This is a genomic window from Agrobacterium sp. fls2-241-TYG-188a, assembly GCF_030209845.1.
In genome coordinates this window covers 362,557-380,051 of the sequence record NZ_JARVRD010000002.1, presented here as the reverse complement: position 1 = coordinate 380,051, position 17,495 = coordinate 362,557, and the positions used below count along the sequence as shown (strand labels likewise).

Annotated in this window: 15 protein-coding genes; 12 read left to right on the top strand and 3 right to left on the bottom strand. The window is 57.7% G+C overall.

What is annotated here, in order from left to right; all coding sequences use genetic code 11:
• Nucleotides 1-119 precede the first annotated feature (119 nt).
• On the top strand, nt 120-938 hold the full coding sequence (fabI, locus tag QRN85_RS08555; protein ID WP_112963981.1) for an enoyl-ACP reductase FabI: 819 nt from the start codon (nt 120-122) through the stop codon (nt 936-938).
• A gap of 71 nt (nt 939-1,009) precedes the next feature.
• Nucleotides 1,010-1,618: a histidine phosphatase family protein gene (locus QRN85_RS08550; protein ID WP_284758807.1), complete on the top strand. Its 609-nt coding sequence runs from the start codon at nt 1,010-1,012 to the stop codon at nt 1,616-1,618.
• Between the two features lie 13 nt (nt 1,619-1,631).
• Here QRN85_RS08550 and QRN85_RS08545 read toward each other — a convergent pair whose 3' ends face one another.
• On the bottom strand, nt 1,632-1,892 hold the full coding sequence (locus tag QRN85_RS08545; RefSeq protein WP_113169716.1) for a DUF1344 domain-containing protein: 261 nt from the start codon (nt 1,890-1,892) through the stop codon (nt 1,632-1,634).
• Between the two features lie 341 nt (nt 1,893-2,233).
• On the opposite strand from QRN85_RS08545, the gene QRN85_RS08540 reads away from it, so the two are divergent.
• From QRN85_RS08540 to ribB, 3 genes are all read left to right on the top strand, one after another.
• Entirely contained in the window at nt 2,234-5,326 is a 3,093-nt protein-coding gene (locus tag QRN85_RS08540) for a bifunctional diguanylate cyclase/phosphodiesterase (RefSeq protein WP_284757467.1), read from the top strand.
• A gap of 147 nt (nt 5,327-5,473) precedes the next feature.
• Nucleotides 5,474-6,571 (top strand): chorismate synthase, encoded by a 1,098-nt coding sequence (gene aroC, locus QRN85_RS08535; protein ID WP_284757466.1) that lies wholly within the window; start codon nt 5,474-5,476, stop codon nt 6,569-6,571.
• Between the two features lie 9 nt (nt 6,572-6,580).
• Nucleotides 6,581-7,681, top strand: a complete 1,101-nt coding sequence (gene ribB, locus QRN85_RS08530) for a 3,4-dihydroxy-2-butanone-4-phosphate synthase (protein ID WP_284757465.1) — start codon at nt 6,581-6,583, stop codon at nt 7,679-7,681.
• 57 nt (nt 7,682-7,738) lie between these two features.
• Here ribB and QRN85_RS08525 read toward each other — a convergent pair whose 3' ends face one another.
• On the bottom strand, nt 7,739-8,935 hold the full coding sequence (locus QRN85_RS08525; RefSeq protein WP_284757464.1) for a winged helix-turn-helix domain-containing protein: 1,197 nt from the start codon (nt 8,933-8,935) through the stop codon (nt 7,739-7,741).
• A 112-nt stretch (nt 8,936-9,047) separates the two neighbouring features.
• On the opposite strand from QRN85_RS08525, the gene QRN85_RS08520 reads away from it, so the two are divergent.
• The 7 genes from QRN85_RS08520 to dxs all read left to right on the top strand — a co-directional run bounded on the left by QRN85_RS08520 (nt 9,048) and on the right by dxs (nt 15,289).
• The gene (locus QRN85_RS08520; RefSeq protein ID WP_284757463.1) at nt 9,048-9,728 is read left to right on the top strand and encodes an energy-coupling factor ABC transporter ATP-binding protein; all 681 of its coding nucleotides are present in this window, start codon (nt 9,048-9,050) and stop codon (nt 9,726-9,728) included.
• Nucleotides 9,725-10,375: an energy-coupling factor transporter transmembrane component T family protein gene (locus tag QRN85_RS08515; RefSeq protein ID WP_284757461.1), complete on the top strand. Its 651-nt coding sequence runs from the start codon at nt 9,725-9,727 to the stop codon at nt 10,373-10,375. Before QRN85_RS08520 ends, QRN85_RS08515 begins: the two co-directional genes overlap by 4 nt.
• A complete protein-coding gene (locus QRN85_RS08510) occupies nt 10,362-10,925 on the top strand; it encodes a biotin transporter BioY (RefSeq protein ID WP_284757460.1) in 564 nt (187 codons plus the stop codon). The genes QRN85_RS08515 and QRN85_RS08510 overlap by 14 nt, the downstream gene beginning before the upstream one ends.
• Before the next feature lie 18 nt (nt 10,926-10,943).
• Nucleotides 10,944-11,879, top strand: coding sequence for a histone deacetylase family protein (locus QRN85_RS08505; protein ID WP_062586673.1), 936 nt, complete (start codon nt 10,944-10,946; stop codon nt 11,877-11,879).
• 2 nt (nt 11,880-11,881) lie between these two features.
• Nucleotides 11,882-12,136: an exodeoxyribonuclease VII small subunit gene (locus QRN85_RS08500; RefSeq protein WP_042618153.1), complete on the top strand. Its 255-nt coding sequence runs from the start codon at nt 11,882-11,884 to the stop codon at nt 12,134-12,136.
• A 218-nt stretch (nt 12,137-12,354) separates the two neighbouring features.
• Entirely contained in the window at nt 12,355-13,278 is a 924-nt protein-coding gene (locus QRN85_RS08495) for a pirin family protein (RefSeq protein WP_113093914.1), read from the top strand.
• A gap of 91 nt (nt 13,279-13,369) precedes the next feature.
• Entirely contained in the window at nt 13,370-15,289 is a 1,920-nt protein-coding gene (gene dxs, locus QRN85_RS08490; RefSeq protein ID WP_062586670.1) for a 1-deoxy-D-xylulose-5-phosphate synthase, read from the top strand.
• An 83-nt stretch (nt 15,290-15,372) separates the two neighbouring features.
• Here the strand turns inward: dxs and QRN85_RS08485 are convergent, their stop codons facing one another.
• On the bottom strand, nt 15,373-17,400 hold the full coding sequence (locus tag QRN85_RS08485) for a methyl-accepting chemotaxis protein (protein WP_284757456.1): 2,028 nt from the start codon (nt 17,398-17,400) through the stop codon (nt 15,373-15,375).
• Nucleotides 17,401-17,495: the final 95 nt, after the last annotated feature.

Below are 17,495 nucleotides of genomic sequence, written 5' to 3'. Positions count from 1 at the left end.
GAAAGCCGTGAACAACCTTATCATTCTGCTATGACACGAGCGAGATGATCGCTGCCCTGCTTGAACAGCCGTTCGGCCTATGCCATAGGCAAGTTCGATTTTCGTACAGGGAGCACACAATGGCTCAGACATCCGGCCTGATGGCTGGCAAGCGCGGCCTCATCATGGGCGTCGCAAACAACCGTTCCATCGCCTGGGGCATTGCCAAGGCTTGTGCCGATGCAGGTGCCGAACTTGCCTTCACATGGCAGGGAGATGCGCTCAAGAAGCGTGTCGAACCTTTGGCGCAGGAACTTGGCGCGTTTATGGCCGGGCACTGTGACGTGACCGATCTTGCAACGATCGACACTGTCTTTGCCAATCTGGAAGCCCATTGGGGCAAGATCGATTTCGTCGTTCACGCCATCGCATTCTCCGACAAGGATGAACTGACCGGTCGTTATCTCGACACGAGCCGCGACAACTTCAACCGCACGATGGATATCTCTGTCTACTCGCTGGCGGCTGTTGCCAAGCGGGCTGATCCGATCATGAATGATGGCGGTTCGCTTCTCACCCTCACCTATTACGGTGCGGAAAAGGTCATGCCGAACTACAATGTCATGGGCGTGGCAAAGGCAGCACTGGAAGCGAGCGTGCGTTATCTGGCGGTGGATCTTGGCAATCGCGGCATCCGCGTCAATGCCGTTTCGGCAGGCCCGATCAAGACGCTGGCCGCATCCGGCATCGGCGATTTCCGCTATATTCTCAAGTGGAATGAATATAACGCGCCGCTAAAGCGTACCGTTTCCATCGAGGAAGTCGGCAAATCCGCGCTGTACCTGCTCTCGGATCTTTCCACGGGCGTGACCGGCGAAGTCCACCATGTGGATTCGGGATATCATACGATCGGCATGAAAGCGGTGGACGCACCGGACATCTCTGTCGTAAAGGACTAATGGCATTGCGCCGCCTGAGTTTCAGCCGGCGCAATTCACCTTGAATGGCCTTTTATGACGGGAGTGCGGAATTGCTGGTCTATGTCATCCGTCACGGACAAACAGACTGGAATGCAATCCGCAGGCTGCAGGGCCAGAAAGACATTCCCCTCAACGACTTCGGTCGTTCGCAAGCGGTCGAAAACGGCAGGACGCTCATTCGCATTCTTGGCGATACCGCCGAGGATTTCGACTACGTTTCCAGTCCGCTTGGCCGTACCCGCGAAACCATGGAACTTCTGCGCGGCGCGATGGGTCTGGACCCGTTAGCCTATCGAACCGACGAGCGGCTGGTTGAAGTTTCCTTTGGAGACTGGGAAGGCCACACACTTCCGGAACTGAAGCTTTCCCATCCGGAGAAAGTCCGGGCACGCAAGGCTGCAAAGTGGGATTTCATTCCGCCAGGCCCGGATGCCGAAAGCTATGAAATTCTGTCCTGGCGCATTGGAGCCTGGCTTTCGTCCGTGGAGCGGCAGACGGTCTGCGTCTGCCACGGGGGCGTCATACGCTCCATTTTCCGACTTGTCGCGGGAATGGACAAAGACGAGGCTGCGGAAATTCAAATTCCGCAGGACCGTATTCTAAGGGTGGAAACAACCGAACGCGCGGCCGAGTGGATCAGCCTGCCGCCGACCGCTTGAGAGACGTCCGAGCTTACTGCACGACTTCGAGGTCATCCACCACGCGCTTGCCGTCGACTTCCGTGTAGAAAACGATGACCTTCACGCCAGCCTGAAGTCCCTCGAAATTGAATTCCTCGGGCACCTTGTAGTTCTTGCCGTCCGCGAGAGTGATGGTCAGGCCCTTCACATCAACCTTGCTGATGGTGGACTCCACATCCACGCTTTGTGAAAAAGCGTTAAACGGAGCAAACAGACTTGCGGTGGCCATAAGTGCGGCAATCATCAAACGCATCGCTATAGCTTTCTTAAGGCTGCTGATAAGTTGTGTACGCAACAAGATTTGCCTCCCGAATGTGGCGGAATTCGCCCGCAAGCATGACATTTTCTGTCCAATTGATGAACGGATTTTAACCGTTAATCAAGCATTTAACAAAAATCATCTCGTTTGCGAGTCTAGCGAGATATTTTGCTGATCCGGGCATTGATCCTGCGAAATCTACATTATCAGATTTAGAATATATTGGTTTTTAAGCTGTATAGCAGAAAGAAATACGTCTCTGCGAAGGATAAGACCGCGTGAATTTCTGGGCCGATATTGGTGGGCGCCTTAACGAAGTCATAAGAAGAAGAGTGATGGCCGCACTGATTGCGCTGGCCATGGCTGGAATCATGCTGAGTGTCTTCAACTTCATGGATCATCGAAGCGCTGCGGCGGTGCGCGAGGATTTGGAAACACACGCCCAATATGCCCTGGAGCTCTTGCATAAAAGTCTCGTCATGAGGCTGAACAGCGACGTTGCGAAACTGGCCTCCATCGGGCATTACGCATCTCTCAGCGATGACCGCGACATGCCCGCAATGGATGAGATCGCAGCCCATCAACTGCGCGAAGCAGACTACTTCCTTGCAATTGGACTGGCACGGGACTTCCAGCTGCGAAGGTTCTATTTTTCCCAGAACTGGCCTGGAGTTTCCACCGACAAGATCGAAACAATGCTGAAGGAACGGCTCTCTAAGCTGGCCGCCCTGCCGCCTCAGCACCGTCTTCCCGAAGGTCAGCTTCTGGAGGCCTCGCCAGATGATACAATAATGGTGATGGTGGCCACGCCTCCGCCGGATCCTTCCAACGCAAACGACGATGATCTCGTTGTTGCGGTGGTGGATCGCCATCGCCTTTTGCATTCGCTCGGCTACGACACCAAGTCTCCGCTTGACGCGGAAACAGCAGACATCAGGTTCGAAATTCGTGACGTCGTGACCAATGAGGTTATCAGCCGCGTTCTGGAGCCGCTTCACGAAGACCCGCTGATCAAGTCCGTCGATCTTCCCGGCACGAGGTGGGAGATCCGTGCGACCCCAGCCTCTGGATGGGCGGCCGTCAAACCCTATTTCCAGTCCGTCAGCACGACGATTGCGATTGCATCGGTTTCCATGCTTCTGCCCATCCTTGTCGCAGGTCTGCTGCTTTCAGAGCGAAACCGCAACATCAAGACGCTCCGCCTGCGTGAGACACGGCTTCTCGAGCTTTCGCAGCGCTTCCAGCTGGCGATGGACTCTTCGAACATCGGCATATGGGAAATCGAGAACGATACGTCGCGATGCGTTCTGGATGAGCGCGCCGCGAGCCTCCACGGCTTTCCCATGCTGGAGCAGCATTTGCTGCTGACGGAGTGGCTGACAGCTCTGGTCGCCGAAGACCGGTCCAAAGCCGCCCGCTTCTTCTTCAACTGTTCTTCCGGGCAGCAGACGTCTTCTGAGGTCTACCGCGTTCCCGTGGCAGATGGTACCGTTCGGTATCTGCGCTCAGCCGGATCAAGCTACATCAAGCCGGATGGATCGCATCAGACAACCGGCATCCTGTGGGACGTGACGTCCGACATGATCATGGCGAAAAAGCTGCGCGAGGCAAAAGACACGACGGATATCAAAAACGCGGAGCTGGAGCTTGCACTGCAGGAGCTTTCCAGCCGCGAACACGAATTGGAGGAGCTGTCGGGTCGCCTGAAACTGGCGCTGGAGTCCTACAATTGCGGCATCTGGGAAGCCACACATGACTATTCCGAGGCGATCTGGAACGAGCGCATGTGCGAATTGTATGGCCTGGCCCCAGAGCCCGAACGGCATGTGACATCCGCCGAATTCCTTGCCTGCCTGCATCCCGATGAGAGACCAAACGCTTATAAGCGCGATGGACTGAGTGAGGATGACCCCAACTACAGCGTAACGCAGCGGGTTATCTTGCCCGATGGCACAACCCATTATGTCAAGGCTGTCGGGCGCCTTCACCACAATCGCGATGGCAGCAGGAAGCTGGTCGGGATCGCCTTCGATGTGACGGCCGATGTCTTGTTGTCGGAGCAGTTGAAGAATGCCAAGGACGAGGCAGAGGCGAAGAATGCCGAACTCGAACAGGCAAAGACACGCATCGAACACAATGCCCTTCACGATCCGCTGACTGGGCTCGCAAACCGCCGCAAGCTCGATCAGGAACTGGACGCATTGTCCTCGCAATCTGTGCCGGAGCGTGGACGCTTTGCAATCCTGCATCTTGATCTGGATCGCTTCAAGCAGATCAATGATACGCTTGGCCACGCTGCGGGTGACGCCATTCTGGTTCAAGCCGCCAAGATTTTGACAAGCAGCGTGCGCCAGAATGATATCGTCGCGCGTATCGGCGGCGACGAGTTCGTCATTCTGATGCGGCAGTTACAGGACAAGGACAACATCAAGGCAATCGCATCGAAAATCATTTCTGCCTTCAGCCATCCCTTCGATTTTGATGGCTTCTCCTGCCGCTGCGGCGTCTCGATCGGCATCGCCTTTGGGGAAAGTCCGGCTGACGACGCCCGCCGCACCCTTATCAACGCGGATTTGGCGCTTTATCGCGCGAAAGCGACCGGACGAAACCGCTACGAATTCTTCACCCAGAACCTTCAGGCGGAGATCGTCAGCCACAAGCGAACGGCAGACGAAATTCTGGCGGGACTGGAAAAGGGCGAGTTCGAAGCCTGGTATCAGCCGCAGTTCTGCGCAAGATCGCATGAACTGACCGGCGTGGAAGCACTCGTCCGCTGGCGTCACCCGACCCGCGGCATACTAACGCCCGACAAGTTCCTCAAGATTGCCGAAGAACTGGACGTCGTCTCCGCCATCGACCAGATCGTCCTGCGCAACGCCCTTCAGGACAGAAACATCTGGCATCTAAAGGGCATCGAACTGCCGCGCGTATCGGTCAACGTCTCGGTCAGGCGCCTGCACGACGATCATCTCATCGAAAGCCTCAAGGCGATGGCAATCCAGCCCGGCGAAGTCGCCTTTGAACTTGTGGAGTCGATCTTCCTTGATGAGAACGAGGATATTGCCGCAAGCAATATCGAGCGGGTCAAGGCGATGGGTATCGACATTGAGATCGATGATTTCGGCACCGGCCATACGTCGATCATCAGCCTTCTGCGTCTCAAGCCGAAACGCCTGAAGATCGATCGCCAGCTTGTGATGCCGATTCTGACCTCGCCGCAGGAACGGTCCATGGTTCGCTCCATCATCGATATCGCCCATTCGCTTGGCGTGGAAACGATTGCCGAGGGTGTTGAAACCCAGGAACATGCCGTTCTTCTGCGGCAACTGGGATGCGACATCGTGCAGGGTTACGCCTTTGCCAAACCGCTGCCTCCCGAGGAGTTCTCGGCATTTGCCACAGCCAAATCCTGGCGAAAGGTTTCGTAACGACACCTTGCTTTCAGACCAGTGCCCGTGAAGGAACGAAATTGGCAAAAGAAGGGCTTTTGCCAACCGAGCCTTTGCACTATGAAAAAACGCCTCTTTCTAGAAATGCGTTCCGCAAGCGGAATGCTGCGGGTTTGGTCTGATTACATGTCGCATAATAGTTTCGGTTATCTTTTCCGCGTTTCCACCTGGGGCGAAAGCCACGGACCGGCGCTTGGCTGCGTTATCGATGGTTGCCCTCCTGGCATTCGTTTCACCCTTGCCGAAGTTCAGGCATGGATGGACAAGCGCAAGCCGGGCCAGAACCGCTTTGTGACCCAGCGCCGCGAAGACGATATCGTCAAGGTTCTCTCCGGCGTCATGCTGGACGAGGACGGTGTGACGATGACGACAACCGGTACGCCGATCTCGATGATGATCGAGAATACCGACCAGCGCTCGAAGGATTATGGCGAAATCGCCAGCAGCTTCCGCCCGGGTCATGCCGATTACACCTATGATCTCAAATATGGCATTCGCGATTACCGAGGCGGCGGCAGGTCTTCCGCGCGCGAAACGGCGGCGCGCGTTGCTGCTGGAGCCCTGGCACGCAAGGTCGTACCGGGTCTTAACGTGCGCGGCGCGCTGGTGCAGATCGGCAAGCACAGGATCAACCGGGAAAATTGGGACTGGGCGCAGGTCGATCAGAACCCCTTCTTCTGCCCGGACGCCAACATGGTGCCCGTTTGGGAAGAGTATCTCGATGGCATCCGCAAGGCGGGCTCGTCCATTGGCGCAGTGGTCGAAGTTGTGGCAGAAGGTGTTCCCGCTGGTATCGGTGCACCCGTTTACGCCAAGCTGGACCAGGATATCGCCTCCAACCTCATGTCCATCAATGCCGTCAAGGGCGTGGAAATCGGCGAAGGCTTTGCTTCCGCCGAACTGACCGGCGAGGAAAACGCCGATGAAATGCGCATGGGCAATGACGGCAAACCGATCTTCCTTTCCAACCATGCCGGCGGCATTCTGGGCGGTATCGCGACAGGAGAACCTGTCATCGCCCGCTTCGCCATAAAGCCGACCTCGTCGATCCTGACCGAGCGCCAGTCCATCGATGCGGATGGCCGGAATGTCGATGTCCGCACCAAGGGTCGCCATGATCCGTGCGTGGGTATTCGCGCTGTGCCGATTGGCGAGGCGATGGTGGCCTGCACGGTTGCCGACCATTATTTGAGAGACCGCGGCCAGACCGGGCGTTTGAAGTAGGAATATAGCATGGCATATGATCAGAAGCGTGTTGTTGAAGCCATCAGAGCCTTCGAGGCAGGCGAAATTGTCGTGGTCATGGACGACGACGACCGCGAAAACGAAGGTGATCTGATTGTCGCCGCAGTCCATTGCACGCCCGAAAAGATGGCGTTCATCGTGCGGCACACATCCGGCATCGTTTGCACGCCCATGCCGAAGGAAGAGGCCAAGCGCCTCAACCTCAATGCCATGGTCGCCGAAAACGACAGTGCCCACACCACGGCATTTACCGTTTCCGTGGATTTCAAGCACGGCACCACCACAGGCATCTCGGCCGAAGACCGCACGCTGACGGTTCGCAATCTCGCAAACCCCAATATCGGCGCGGCGGACTTTACCCGTCCCGGCCATATTTTTCCCCTCATCTCCCGTGAAGGCGGCGTCCTCATGCGCTCGGGCCACACGGAAGCGGCTGTCGATCTGTGCAAACTCGCCGGACTTCCATTGATCGGCGTCATCAGCGAACTGGTGAATGACGATGGCACTGTCATGCGCGGCCCGCAGGTTTCGGCATTTGCCGAAACGCACGGCATGAAACAGGTTTCGGTGGCAGACCTCATCGCCTATCGCCAGCGCAAGGAAACGCTGGTCGAGCTCGAATCGGATTTCGTGCTCGATACGCCGTTTGGACCTGCCAAGGCGCAGACCTATTCCCTGCCATGGGACCCGATGCAGCACATGGCCGTCATCTTCGGCGACATCAGAGACGGCGTGGACATCCCCGTGCGTCTGCATCCTGAAAATGTGGCCGACGATATCTTCGGCAAGAAGCAGCCCGTTCAGCATTATATGAAGAAGATTGCCGATGAGGGCCGCGGCGTCATCATCTATCTGCGTGAAGGCTCTGTTGGCGTGGGCCAGGTGGCTGGACGCCGCAAGTCCCGCGATCCAGAGGAAGACCATGCTCAAGCCCGCTCGCGCGAAGACGAGTGGCTGGAAATCGGCCTCGGCGCGCAAATTCTCAAAGAACTCGGGATATCTTCCATCAAGCTCCTGACATCGCGCGAGCGCCACTATGTCGGTCTTGAGGGTTTCGGAATCCAGATCAGCTCGACGGAAATCGGCTGATCGAGGCGAGATTGCCTGACACTCCGCACCTGCTGCGGGGTGTCAAACTTGCGATAGCTAAGGCTCGCCCAACCAACCATCCAGATATCTGATGGTTTCGACACCGGTGAACTTCCCCAGCCGGTTCAATTCTGCGTCAAGCTTTGCCAGACGGCCAGACGACGGACGCACACCCGGTTCGAGCCACAGGCGCTTCACATCCAGCGTTCCGCCCTTGCGGTCTGCCTTCATGTCGATGCGGCCGATAAGGCGATCCGCCTCCAGAAGCGGAAAGACATAATAGCCATATTGCCGCTTTGGCTCCGGTACGAACACCTCAATCCGGTAATAGAAGCCGAACAGTCGTTCGGTGCGAGCACGGTTGCGCAGCAGCGGATCGAAGGGACTGAGCACACGGATGCGGTTTGGCGGCTCGATTGCAGCCTCCGCATCCCCCGTAAATCCTGCAAATGCGTAGGACATGCGATCTTTCGCGCCATCGGAAGACGCCAGCGACACTTCACAGAGTTCGCTGCGGTGGGCTGTCACCCACTGCCTGGCCTCCTGTGGCGAGACGATATCGAAGAACGCAGCAATCTCGCCGGAGGTCGCAAAGCCGAGGCGTGTCAAGGCTTCCCGACAGGCCCAATCCACGAAGTCCTCGTGGCTGACCTCTCGATCATGGTGCTCTGCCGGAATGACACGCTCTGCAAGGTCGTAGATTTTCTGGAAATTCACCCGTCCCGCCACGGCCAGCTTGCCCGTGTGCCAGAGATATTCCAGCGCCGTCTTGGACGGATGCCAGTTCCACCAGCCGCCGGATTGATGCCCTTCAGCCTTCATATCCCGGGACATGGCCGGACCATTCTCGGCAATGCGGCGGTAGGTTTCTTCAAAGGCAGAATCGAACCCCTCCCCGTGCCAGTTGCGCCAGCGTTCCTGAATGATCGGTTCGCGACGCCGGAAACGGTGTTTCCAGTAGGGATAGAATTTTGCGGGCAGAATGGAAGCGTCATGCGTCCAGTGTTCAAACAGCGCCCGGTCCTTCTCCAGCAACTCCGTGAGGTGGTGACGCCTGTATGTCTGGTTGCGGGAAAAGATGATCTGATGATGGGCGCGCTCGACCGTCGCGATACTGTCCACCTGCACGAACCCGATATCGGTAATGAGGTCCAGCAGCTGCGCCTTGTTCATGGCGCGCGCAGGCGGCGCTGACAGACCCTGTCGCGCAAGGAAGATACGTCGTGCTGCTTCATTCGAAATCAGAATCGCCATGCCAGCAGCTTAGTTTCGCGCAGACAAAAATCAATGTTCAGTTTTTGTTCCTTGTTTCGTTTGCCCATTGCAAAGTCTATAGGAAGGGCAGGAAGAGTTTGGGAACAGGCAGTTGGATATTCATTTCAGCGATGCGAGCGTGGCCTTCGAGGGCAGGATTGCGGTGGAGCCGCTGACGCTTTCTCTTCGGGAAAGACGCATCGGCATTATCGGTCTGAACGGCTCCGGCAAGACGACCGTTGCGCGGATGATCAACGGCTTGACGAAGCCGACGGGCGGGCGGGTCAGCGTCGGCGGTCTCGACACCGTCAAGGATGCGTCCTCGGTACTCAAGCAGGTTGGTTTCATTTTTCAGAACCCGCAAAACCAGATCATCCTGCCGATCATCAGGGACGATATTGCCTTTGGCCTCAAGAATAGCGGGCTGGACAAGACGGCAACGGAGGCTGCCGTGGACGCCATCTTGCAAAGGTTCGGCATTGAGCATCTCGCAAAACGCAGGGCGCATGAGCTCTCCGGCGGTGAATTGCAGCTCTCGGCACTGGCGGCCGTTACCATCACCGGCCCGAAAATTCTTATCATGGACGAGCCGACCAACCAGCTCGACCTGAGAAACCGTATGCTTGTGGAAAAAACTATGGCCGGGCTTGAGCAGAAGCTGATCGTCATTACCCACGACCTGCCGCTGCTGGACGGCTTTGACCGTGTGCTGGTATTCCATCAGGGCAAGCTTCACGCCGATGCACTGCCCGCCGTGGCGATAGAGCTTTATCGTGAGCTGGCGCTGTCATGAGAAGCCTCCATGTTGAAGGAACGGGCTGGCTCTATCGGCTTTCGCCGCGCATTAAGCTCGCAAGCCTGGCGCTCTTCAGCATCGGCCTGTTTCTGACACGCGATCTGACAATCCTGTGTGCCGCTACACTTCTGGCCGCATTCGTGCTGTGGCAGGCAGATCTCGGGTTTCGAGAGACCATCGCCCGCCTCAAGCCGGTCTTGGTGACCATTGCGATCATCGCTGCCATCAGCTTTCTCGTCATTTCGCCGCTTGATGCGACCATCGCCCTATTGCGGCTCGCCGCCCTTACGCTTCTGGCAACAGCAATAACGGCAAGCGTCAGCATTTCGCAGTTCATGGATGAAATCGCCTATGCCCTTCGTCCGCTGGAGAAACTGGGTCTTGCGAATGCTGCAGATGTGGGGCTGGCGGTGGGACTTGTCGTGCGTTTCGTACCGGAAATCATCAAGCGCCATGAAGCTCTTCGTGATGCGCAGCGCGCGCGCGGACTGGAAACCAAACTCCATTCCATCCTCATTCCGCTCGTCATTTTGACGTTGAAGGATGCAGATGCCATTGCGGAGGCCATTGACGCGCGCGGTTTCAGAGGCCAAACCTCATCGGCAGATATCATCAGGGGAGAAAAACGCCATGAAGACCCGTGACCTCGTTCTGATCTCGCTGTTTTCAGCCATCATTATTGCGCTTGGGCTTTTGCCGCCAATTCCGCTCGGTTTCATTCCGGTCCCCATCACCGCACAGTCGCTTGGCGTTATGCTGGCCGGTGTTGTGCTGGGTGCAAAGCGCGGGACGCTTGCTGTACTGCTGACGATTCTCATCGCTGCCATTGGTCTTCCCGTCTTGTCCGGCGGTCGTGGCGGGCTTTCCATCTTCTACACGCCCACCACCGGCTATCTCATCGGCTGGATCGCCGCTGCCTTCACCACGGGTTACCTCTCGGAACGTCTGGTAAACCGCAATCAGTCCGCTTTCGCGCAGGGGCTCGGATTTTTTCTGGCGAGCGTCGCTGGCAGCGTGGTCGTGCTTTACGCTTTCGGCATCACCTATCTGGGAATTGCAGCAGGCATTGGTGTTACCAAGGCATTTATCGGTTCCATGGCCTTCATCCCCGGCGATGTGCTGAAGGCTGTTCTTGCGGCCCTGGCTGGCCGCGCCGTCATGGCTGGATATCCGCTGTTGCCGCTGCGCGTTTAACGCTGAGGAGCAGCCGAAATGGCAACCCGACTTTACGAGCACCCGATATTTCTTGAACACATTACGCCGCAGGGCCACCCCGAGCGCCCGGACCGTTTGCGTTCCCTCAATATCGCGCTGGAGCATCCGAATTTCGAACGGCTGGAGCGCAAACAGGCTCCGCAGGCCAACGAGGATGCTGTGCTGCTGGCGCACCCGGAGCGCCATCTGACATCGGTCATGCGCCAGATACCGGAAGAGGACGGCGAAATCATTCGCATCGAAGCGGATACCTATGCCTCCCCGAAAAGCCTTCAGGCAGCCTTGACCGGCATTGGCGCGGCCATGGCCGCCGTGGACGATGTGTTCAGCGGTGCAGCCGACAATGTGTTTGTGGCCAGCCGTCCGCCGGGGCATCATGCCGAAACCGAAAAGGCCATGGGCTTTTGCCTTTTCAACAATGCCGCCATTGCAGCGCGTCATGCGCAGAAGGTTCATGGCGCAGAGCGTGTCGCCATCGTTGACTGGGATGTCCACCACGGCAACGGCACCCAGGATATTTTCTGGAATGATCCATCGGTCCTTTTCTGTTCCACCCACCAGATGCCACTTTATCCGTGGAGCGGTGACAAGAAGGAAACCGGCATCAAGAACAATGTGGTGAATGCGCCGCTTTCGCCCAACACCGGCAGCGACCATTTCCGCGAGGCTTTCAAATCGCGCGTGCTGCCTGCCCTTGCCGATTTTTCGCCTGACCTCATTATCATCTCTGCGGGTTTCGATGCACACCATCGTGATCCGCTGGCCCAGATCAATCTGGTGGGGGATGATTTCGACTGGGCAACGGGCCGAATTCTTGAGATGGCCGACAAATTTGCCGCCAACCGGGTCGTCAGCCTGCTTGAAGGTGGCTATGATCTGGAAGGGCTGGCGGAATCGGCAGCCATGCATATTTTGAGAATGATGAAGGGTTGAACATGACGGAAAATGCCAACACAGCCGATGTCAGCGGTTATTCTTTCGAAAAGGCTGTCGCCGAGCTGGAAAGCATTGTTGCCCGCCTGGAACGTGGCGATGTCGCGCTGGACGAATCCATCGCCATCTATGAGCGCGGCGAAGCCCTGAAAAAACACTGCGAAACCCTTTTGACTGCCGCTGAAAAGCGCATCGAGAAAATCCGTCTGGACCGCGCGGGCAAGCCGGTCGGTGTTGAGCCGCTCGACGGCGAATAGGCTGGAAGCTCCCGTAAATGCGACGTCACCCCCGGCTTGGGCAGAGGGTCTATCCGCTGTGCAATGTTGGGGTCTATGAGATCCTCGGGTAGCCGGAGGATGGCGCTGACGTCGCGCTCTTCCGCCTGATCAGGATGAGAACTCTGCATCCATAAGAGAACGCTCACGTGCCGCCGAAATCGTGGTAAGCTACCGGCCCGTCACGCAGGAGATTTGCCATGTCGTTTTTCCCTGGAAATGACCCGGCTGCAGGTGATGCATTCGCCTGCGATGCCATCGAGAACCTGATCATTCCTCGATCCAGCGATATTGGCGGCTTTGCCGTGCGCAGGGCGCTGCCGACGCGTGAGCGCCGTTTGGTTGGCCCCTTCATCTTTTTTGACCGTATGGGACCATCGATATTGAGCGCCGACCAGGCACTCGACGTCAAGCCGCATCCGCATATCGGCCTTTCAACCCTGACCTACCTTTTCGATGGCGAAATCAAGCATCGCGACAGTCTGGGCACGGAACTTGTCATCCGTCCCGGCGATATCAACCTGATGACGGCAGGACGCGGCATCGTCCATTCGGAACGGACACCGGAAAATCTGCGCGGCCAACCGCACTCCATGTCGGGGTTGCAAACCTGGCTTGCCCTGCCCGATGACAGGGAAGAAATCGCCCCCGATTTTACCCATGTCGGGCGCGATGCCATGCCTGTTATCGACATCAAGGGGGCCACGGGCCGCGTGGTCATCGGCTCGTTGGCGGGCCTGTCGTCGCCGGTCAAGACCTTTACGGAGACGCTCTATGTCGACCTGACGCTTGAGGCCGGAGTCAAGTTCCCGTTTCAGGCGGATCAGGAAGAACGCGCAATCTACATTCTGTCCGGCTGCCTGGAGGTGGCGGGCGATGTCTTTGCCGCCGATCAACTGGTCGTGTTTAGGGCGGGCGATGACATTACGCTGAAGGGCGGCGTTGGCGGCTGCCACATCATGCTTTTTGGTGGTGCCGCGCTCAATTCCAGGCGCTATATCTGGTGGAATTTTGTTTCGTCATCAAAAGACCGCATCGAGAAGGCCAAGGAAGAATGGCGAACGGGGCGCTTCGACATCGTACCGGGGGATGAAGAAGAGTTTGTCCCTTTGCCGAAGGGTTGAAATTCGATACAACGAACGCAATCTTGCTGAAACCGATGTTGCACACCATCTGGTACCGACAGCTTGAACATCAAATACGAAGGCCGAACGATTGACCGCAATGCTACAGACACCGTTGCTTGACCGGGTGAAATTCCCATCCGATCTTAAGGAGATCGATGACCGCGATCTGCCGCAACTGGCCAGAGAGTTGCGCGACGAGATGATCGACGCCGTTTCGACGACGGGCGGACATCTTGGCGCGGGCCTAGGCGTGGTGGAACTGACCATTGCCATTCACAAGGTGTTCAACACGCCGGACGACCGGCTCATCTTCGATGTCGGCCATCAATGTTACCCGCACAAGATCCTCACGGGTCGACGTGACCGCATTCGCACGCTGCGACAGGAGGGCGGTCTCTCCGGCTTCACGCGCCGCGCGGAAAGCGAATATGACGATTTCGGCGCCGGGCACTCCTCCACCTCCATTTCGGCTGGTCTTGGCATGGCCGTGGCGGCAGAGCTTGACGGTAGCAATCGCAAGGTCATTTCCGTCATCGGCGACGGCTCCATGTCCGCCGGAATGGCCTTCGAGGCCTTGAACAATGCCGGTGCGCTGGATGCGCGCCTGATTGTCATCCTCAACGACAACGACATGTCGATTGCCCCTCCCACCGGTGCGATGAGCGCTTATCTGGCACGTCTGGCTTCTGGCCGGACCTATATGGGCTTTCGCGATTTCGGAAAGAAGCTGACAGCCTATCTCGGCAAGACGATCGACCGCGCGATTACCCGCGCCGTCACCCATGCCCGCGGCTATGTGACCGGCGGCACGTTGTTCGAGGAGCTCGGCTTTTATCACATCGGTCCCATCGACGGCCATTCCTTCGAGCATCTTCTGCCGGTCTTGCGCAATGTGCGGGATAACCAGAAGGGGCCCGTGCTGATCCATGTCGTGACGCAGAAGGGCAAGGGTTATGCCCCTGCCGAAGCTGCTGCCGACAAATATCACGGCGTCAACAAGTTCGATGTCATCACGGGCGCGCAGGCAAAGGCAAAGCCCAATGCGCCGAGCTATACGAGCGTCTTCGCCGAGGCATTGGTGCAGGAGGCCACGCTTGACGAGAAGATCGTCGGTGTCAGCGCCGCCATGCCGAATGGAACGGGTCTCGACAAGCTGGCCGAGCTTTTCCCCAAGCGCACTTTCGATGTCGGCATTGCCGAACAGCACGCCGTGACCTTTGCCGCAGGGCTTGCTGCGGATGGCTACAAACCGTTCTGCGCGCTTTATTCCACCTTCCTGCAACGCGGCTACGACCAGCTGGTGCATGATGTGGCGATCCAGTCGCTGCCGGTCCGCTTTCCCATTGACCGCGCGGGCTTTGTTGGCGCAGACGGCCCTACCCATGCGGGCTCATTTGATACCACCTTCCTGGCCACCCTGCCCGGCATGGTCGTGATGGCGGCTTCGGACGAAGCTGAATTGAAGCATATGGTTCGCACGGCCGCCGCTTATGACGAAGGCCCGATTTCTTTCCGCTACCCGCGTGGCGAAGGCGTTGGCATCGAAATGCCAAGCCGCGGCGAAATCCTCGAAATCGGCAAAGGACGCATCGTCAAGGAAGGCTCAAAGATTGCCTTGCTGTCCTTTGGCACGCGCCTGGCGGAGTGTCTGGCGGCTGCCGAAGACATGGACGCGGCGGGACTTTCGACAACCGTCGCGGATGCGCGCTTCGCAAAACCGCTTGATCTCGATCTCATCCGGCAATTGGCGTCCCACCACGAGGTGCTGATTACCATCGAGGAAGGATCGGCGGGCGGATTTGGAGCCCACGTGCTGCATTTCCTGGCAGGCGCAGGTCTGCTCGATACAGGGTTGAAAGTCCGCACCCTAACGCTGCCTGACCAATGGGTCGAGCAAGCCAAGCCAGAAATCATGTATGCCAATGCCGGTCTTGACCGCGCAGGCATCGTTTCGACTGTCTTCAAGGCTCTGGGACAGAAGCAAACGGGACTGGGTTACGCGGTTTAAGCTACCGGCCCACGGTGAACATAAGCAAAAAGCCCGCCGGAGCGATCCGGCGGGCTTTTCGCTTAGTCTGTCATGCCTGGAGCCTAGAATTCTTCCCAGTTCTGGGCAGATGGCTTGGCTTCCGCTTCTGCTTGCGGGGCGAAGGCCTTTGCAAGATTCTGGGTAAGTGCGCGGGCTGGTGAGGAGACCGGACGCGCGGTTGGCTTAGCTGCGGCTATCGCTGGACGCGGCTTGGCCGAAAAGGAAGATTGGGGGGCCACTGGTGAGGAAGACCTCGGCGCTGAAGGGGCGATGGATGGCGTGAACACTGTCGTGCCACGACCCCCACCACCGAGATTGAACTGGCCGATCAGACCATTCAGGGCTTCTGCTTCACGTGCCAGCGAATGGCTTGCCGCGGTTTGCTGTTCTACCATGGCGGCATTCTGCTGCGTGCCCTGGTCCATGGTGTTGACGGCGGTATTGATCTCCTGCAGCCCGGTCGCCTGTTCGCGGGCGGCGGTAACGATCGTGGTAACATGCGCGTTGATTTCCTCAACTTCCATGATGATCGCTTCGAGTGCCTTGCCGGTTTCGTCAACCAGGTTCACGCCGTTTTCAACCTGCTGGCTTGAAGCACTGATGAGATTCTTGATCTCCTTGGCAGCGTTTGCCGATCTTTGGGCCAGTTCACGAACTTCCTGCGCGACAACGGCAAAGCCTTTGCCAGCTTCACCAGCGCGAGCTGCCTCGACACCGGCGTTGAGGGCAAGCAAATTGGTCTGGAAGGCGATATCGTCGATGACACCAATGATGCTGGTGATTTCGCCGGAGGATTTTTCGATCTCCTGCATGGCGGCAACCGCCTTGCGCACGACGACACCAGAGCTTTCTGCTCCCGAACGGGCGCGCTGAACCAGCGTGCTTGCCTCTTCAGCGCCTCTTGCGCTGTCACGCACGGTGGTCGTGATCTCTTCCAGAGCAGCAGCTGTCTCTTCGATGGATGCGGCCTGCTGTTCGGTTCGGCGGGACAGGTCATCTGCCGCAGCGAGCATTTCGGATGCGCCAGCATTGATGGCTGCGGCGTTCTCGCCGACGGTGCGCATGGTGCTCTGAAGCTTTTCGAGCGAATGATTGAAGTTTACCCGCAGCGGCTCCATCGAGGGGGCGAAGGGGGCGTCGATGCGGTAAGCAAGGTCGCCGTCGGCCAATGCCTGCAAGCCCTTGGCAAGTTCTTCGCTTGCAAAGATCTGTTCGGCCTCGGCGCGTGCCTTTTCTGCTTCATTGCGTTTCCGATCGGCTTCGGTGGCAAATCGCATACGATCGCCTTCTTCCGCCAGACGAGAGTTCTCGATTCCGGCTTCCTTGAAGACCAGAACGGCCTTTGCCATCTTGCCGACTTCGTCGCCGTGATCCACTGCCGGGACTTCTACGGAGGTGTCACCATCTGCAAGGCGGCCCATGGCGGCGGTCATGGCGACGATTGGCGAAACGATTGCGCGGGAGAGAGCCCAGATCAGGAGGACAGCGACGACGCCAGCCGCCGCACCACCTCCCAAAAGCGCAAGGCGCAGGCCACCATGGGCTTGTTCCTGTGCGGCGATCTGTGCTTCGGTGGCAACGGCCAATTCTGCCTTGATCTTGGAAGCTGCAGCACGGAAGCCGTCCAGCTGACCCTTGCCGTTGTTGCGTCCGATCTCGATGACTTCGGAAATCGGTGCTTCAGTGTTCTTGCGCGCCGCAAGCTGAGGCTCCATCAACTGCGTGTAGAACACGGTTGCCGCTGTCTGCATGTCATCAATGGATTTCAGGATGTCCGGCTGGTCGGCAGCGTAACCGCGCGCCTCATCCAGCTTCTTCAGCATCAATGTGCGGTTTGCAAAGACGTCATTGTAAGTGCTCTCGGTGCGGAACAGGATATAGCCGCGCTGATTGACAGCCTGTTCCAGCATTGCAGCCAGGGCAGCATCAACCGCTGAAACGATCTTGCCCGTGTTGACCTGTTCGTCGGAAATACGTTTTGCTTCAATGGTTTGTAAAAACACGACCGCCGATGCAACAAGGCAAACTGCCATCAGAGCAATAAAGGTCGCGACCAGTTTCAGGTTAATTGGGAGATTTTTTAAAGACATCGAGAACTCTTTCGACACGTCAGATATGACCGGGGCCAGATTCCCAGTGGCACAGCGTCATTGATTTTCCTGGGGCCGCCATCATGGCAGAAGTT